Source organism: Candidatus Cloacimonas sp., assembly GCA_039680785.1.
Classification (GTDB): Bacteria; Cloacimonadota; Cloacimonadia; order Cloacimonadales; family Cloacimonadaceae; genus Cloacimonas.
In genome coordinates this window covers 1-4,914 of record JBDKSF010000079.1, presented here as the reverse complement: position 1 = coordinate 4,914, position 4,914 = coordinate 1, and the positions used below count along the sequence as shown (strand labels likewise).

The 4,914-nt window shown below is 38.6% G+C and carries 3 protein-coding genes; all 3 read right to left on the bottom strand.

Translation table 11 applies throughout. The features are described from left to right. Positions 1-820 (bottom strand): S8 family serine peptidase (locus ABFC98_05330; GenBank protein MEN6445450.1); only part of this gene is annotated, 820 nt, incomplete at its 3' end. Positions 821-833: 13 nt separating this feature from the next. Continuing rightward, the gene (locus ABFC98_05325) at positions 834-1,736 is read right to left on the bottom strand and encodes a PorV/PorQ family protein (protein MEN6445449.1); all 903 of its coding nucleotides are present in this window, start codon (positions 1,734-1,736) and stop codon (positions 834-836) included. Positions 1,737-1,750: 14 nt separating this feature from the next. Then, on the bottom strand, positions 1,751-4,885 hold the full coding sequence (locus ABFC98_05320) for a M6 family metalloprotease domain-containing protein (protein MEN6445448.1): 3,135 nt from the start codon (positions 4,883-4,885) through the stop codon (positions 1,751-1,753). Between the last annotated feature and the right edge of the window lie 29 nt (positions 4,886-4,914).

The following is a 4,914-nucleotide window of genomic DNA, read 5'->3' as shown; positions in this document are numbered from 1 at the left end:
TGGCATATATTATGGCAGCTGAAACATCATCATCTTGTAAATATCCTTGGTTATCAAGAGTTCTAAAACCCGCACGCACAGGTAAAATTTTCACATTCCAACATACACCGCTGATACCAATATTATTATTTCCAACAGCTCCTGCAATGCCGGCTATATGCGTTCCGTGATAATTTTCATCTTCTACATCATTATCTTGCCCTGTATAATCTCCCAAGGCATTATTTTCCATTTCCGGAGCATCTGTAAAATCCCACCCACACCAGTCATCAATATAACCGTTATGATCATCATCAATTCCATTATTGGGTATTTCGTTTTCATTGATGGCTATATTTTGAGTTAGATCAGGATGATTTACTAATAATCCTGAATCCACAATTCCGATTTTAACATAATTGCTGCCGGTAGTATAATTCCAGGCATCAGGAATGCTGCTTACATAAAGATACTGTTGATTATACAAAGGGTCGTTGGGAGTGGAATGAAATCTTCTTAAGAAATTGGGCTGAATATATTGAACACCTGCGAAATTTAACAATTCCAGATCTTGTTTGGCAGGCATTTCAGCAACATTAGCAAGATAATAAGTTGCTTCTGGCATACCCTTAATCGGTTTTATTTGGGTAACGCCTTTTTGAGTTAGAAAATTGTCAAAAGCGGTTAAACCGGTATTAGTCCCTTTAATTTGAATCGGATAGGCGGTTTTGAAAATAAGCTGATGGGGAGTATATTCAGCATCAAGCAGAAAAGACAAACTAATGAACAAAAGCACAAAACTTACTTTGCGTATTTTTTTAATACCGAATTTATTGATCACTTAACAACTCCTGTTAAAAACGGTAGGTTACTCCGAAAGAATGAACATCGTTCAATTCACTGTTATAATCTCCATAACCGTAATCCACGGATATATTTTTATATTTTACTCCGAAACCGGCACTGAAATCTTGAGCGTCATAACCCAATAAATAACCTGTCCTCAAAGATAAAGTATTGAAAATATCACATTGTAATCCAATGCTGCCTTTCAGGTCTTCATCCATTGTCTGGATGGCAGAACCGTTTAGGTAAAAATGTTGATCTATCAATCTAAAGCCCTTATTTACATCCAATTCAAAGCAGGTAGGTAATTTTACTCTTTCTTCCTCGGTCTTGTTGGCAACGCCAAAATTACGGAAAGCAAATGCAAGTTTGGTATCATTTAGCGGAGGTAGATAACAAAAACCAAGGTCAGTATGCAAAGCCAAACTGGACGCCGAATCCAGTTTCTGATAAAGAATCCCCAAATTGGCTCCCAAATAAAAGGAAGGTGTTAACCGGCGGGCATAATTTGCCGTAGCATCAATATCTACAGGATGATAGCTACCGATTAGAAAACCCATGTCATCCCTATTTTCTAAATCCCCATAATCCAAATTACGCAGAGAGACACCAAAATGATCAACTTTGCGCGCATAAGAATAAGCAAGCATATTTGCCTGTGTATCTGCCAGCCATAAATTATGGGAAATTCCCAAAAGATGTTGATCATTTATGCAGGAAACAGCCGGCTGTAATAAAAAAGCACCCGGATTATCTGTATTATAAACACCTCTTCCTGCCAGAGATAAAGCTACGGGTCCATAAGGGACATTTAAAAATTTATAACCGTAATTTCCGGCATTTTCATCAATTCCAGCAAAACAAACGGCTGAAATCAGGATTAAGCATAAGATGGATAATATCTGTTTCATTTAATACGCTCCCTTTATTTTTCTATGGCAAACTTGAGGCGTTTGCTGTCCCCTGAGGATTTTAATATTGCTATATAAACTCCACTGCACAGTTTGGCAGAAGGAATATCAAAAATGTCAAGATTATTCAGATACGCTTTGGCGTAGCCCTTTTGGCGGTAAACCAAAGTGCCGCTGATATCAAAAATACTTAGTTCCAGTGCGGCATCGCGACTGGTCATTACATTCAACCATATTTTTTGGCTATAAATGGATTTTAACGGATTGGGATAAATATATACCTTATCGGGCACAAAAAGTTCTTCGGTCTGATATTGATTGGTTAAATTCGTCTCTTCCACGGAAGCAGTTCTGCGTAAATTGCCAAATTCGCAATACCAGCTATAAGCAGAAGTAAAATGGGGTTCATTTGCCAGCTGATTTCTGAATAAGGATCCATTATCCGTGGCACAATAAATATACCAATTGCTATCGGACGCCTTGGAAACAAATGGTAAAGTTCTACTGCGTTCACTAAAAGAAACAGGATAACCTCTTTTTTGCCGATAGTCGTTTTCCCAAATCTTCAGTCGGTTGTGGTTGAAATTACCCATAATTTCGGCACTATTATCATTATCGATATCCATTGCATAAATTCCAGCGCTGTTGAAATCGCTCTTCGGCTCAGGATTTTGATTGTGGGGGTTCATTAATCTGCCGGCATAATCAATGACGGCATAATCATTTTCACCTCCGATTAAAATATCCAAGGTTCCATTGCCATCCACATCGGCAAAAGAGAGGGGAGCAACAAAACTGCTGTCGGAAGAAGTGCAGAGATTATGAATATAAGGAAAGCCATCAATTATATTTGCTCCCTGTAAACAATATACACTGTTTGGACACTGAACGATTAAATTTTCCTCAACTTTTAAAGGAGCTTTGAAAATGGCAATAATAGTGGAATCGGCAGGAATGGGAAGTTGGTAATCTACCTTACTGTTATCGTCCAAATTAATGTCACTTAACCAATATTCTCCCGTCGGATTTTGATAGAGAACCGAAAGCTTATTGTGAAAAGAGACAAGATTGGCTACAAAAGAACCGCTGAAATCAGCTATGGGAGCCACATTATCATTATCTTTATGGTAAAGCTGAATGGTAAAGGAATCCTCATTATCATTGGCTTTTAATGGCAGTGCCACTGTATTGCCTAAATCAACAGGATGACCTGCCCAACTGTAATCTACAGTATAATATACATATCTGCAGTCAGTTTTACTATGTTTATACAAACGGCAGAGCTGATTCCTTTGCATTGGGATAAAGATATTTTCGCCATCCCAAGTATAAGTATAGGGAATAGGCATTTTGGTTAATGGATAGCCATCCATCAGTTCTTCATTTTTCCAAAAGTAAATTCTGCCATCGGGCATAGGGTAAAAGAGTTCATCAGTTCCATCTCCATCAAGATCGAGGGCAGCTGCATTTATGGGATTTTTTCCGGAATAAGAAGTGGTTCGTCTCCAGCTAAAACTAACGGAAAAATTCATTAAATTCCCACTCGCTGAGAAGTTGGATATTTCTAAAGGAATACCTCCATAATAACTTTCGGAGGTGGGAAGAGAAAGAACGCCAGCGTGATATTGATAACCAAAATAGTTATTGTTGCCTTCTCTAAAACTGTCATAAGGACTGCCCCATTTGTAGGTACTGTTCAAACCAGTATCCAGATTTTGAGTTCCATCCGCTTCTTCCAAATCTACTCCTTTATGAGCAGAATTGGCATTAACCCGGTTTTTATCAAAATTCGCAGTGAAATTTGCGTTGATGACATTTTCATCTATGTGCCAAATAAGAATTCCGGAACCATCTACCAAAACATTGCCATTATCAGGTATAGGACCACCCAAGCCGGGTAGAAAGAAATCCCACTCACTGCCTAAGTAGCTATTCTCCATAAAGTTAAAATATGGTAGCAGAGATTCATCTTCCGGTGTGGCAGGATTATCTTCATAATAATCTTGCTCACCTGACGGCAGCAGTTTGAAACTGTAACTGGGGGTATTAGAAATAGGGTCCAAACTGCCATCGGGATTCTGTTGTCTGTTTTCAACTAAAAAATATTCCGTGGTAGATATCGGCACTTTGTATAAACGAATTGCGTCCTCAGAATGATTGAGGAAATAATCAACGGGATTGTTTACACTATTCTGCTCTATCAAAACAGGATTTTCCCAGCCCATATAATAACGCGACCAAGCACAAAGTTGAGCGGGACTATAACCATTTCCATTCCAGAGACCTGTTCCCATCAAACCCCAATTGCCAATTCCTTGGCTTATTCCATTGCTGCTGTCATTATCATATAAAGTAGGCAGACCTAAAATATGAGCAAATTGATGTGCCAAGACACCATAAATGCTGAAAAGGTAGCTTGCTGCGTTATCTTCTCCCTCAGCGGGAAAATAATCTTGAAATTCATCTTCCGGAACGAAAGCAATATTGGTTATGTTTGTTCCGTCGAGAGTTGGGTAACCAGGATATAGATCATTTTCCGGATCAAAATGCTCCTGCAACATTTTACGAGTTAAAAAAGTGCTCCAAATCTCATTCTGCCTAAGAGAATTGATATCAGATTCTTGTCCTGTGCCTGAATGAAAAACTATTATACCACCATATTGACTAAAATCAATGTCCGTATCGGCTATGGCTAAAATATCTGGGATAATTTCAGGTAAATTGGCATCTATTTCTTCCGTTGAGTCAGCTCCGTAAAAAGCAAGCGGATGGGGCATTGTAAGCACTTGGGGATATAAAGTATAATTAAGCTCGTATTGTAAATTGCTGGCTTCCAAGAAAAAATCCTGTAAATGAATCATCCAGCGATTAAAAAATGCCTCATTATGCGCTAAATTATCAGGATACTCTGCTTGATTGCGAAACTCAACATCAGAGAATTGAACTCTTAAAACCAATATATTATTGGGAACATTTTGTTTCCCTCCTTTCCAATTCTCTCCAGTAAAAAAACTACCTTCAACCAGGGTATTATTCCAGTTTTGAGGTGGGTTTTCATAAAGAGGGACAGGTGGAACAAGAGCTGATAATGAACCAGCCACAACAAGCGTTAGTAGCAGAATTATCCGCTTCCGGAAAAGGCAAGACATTTTAATCCCCCAAGGCAAGTAATATCGTG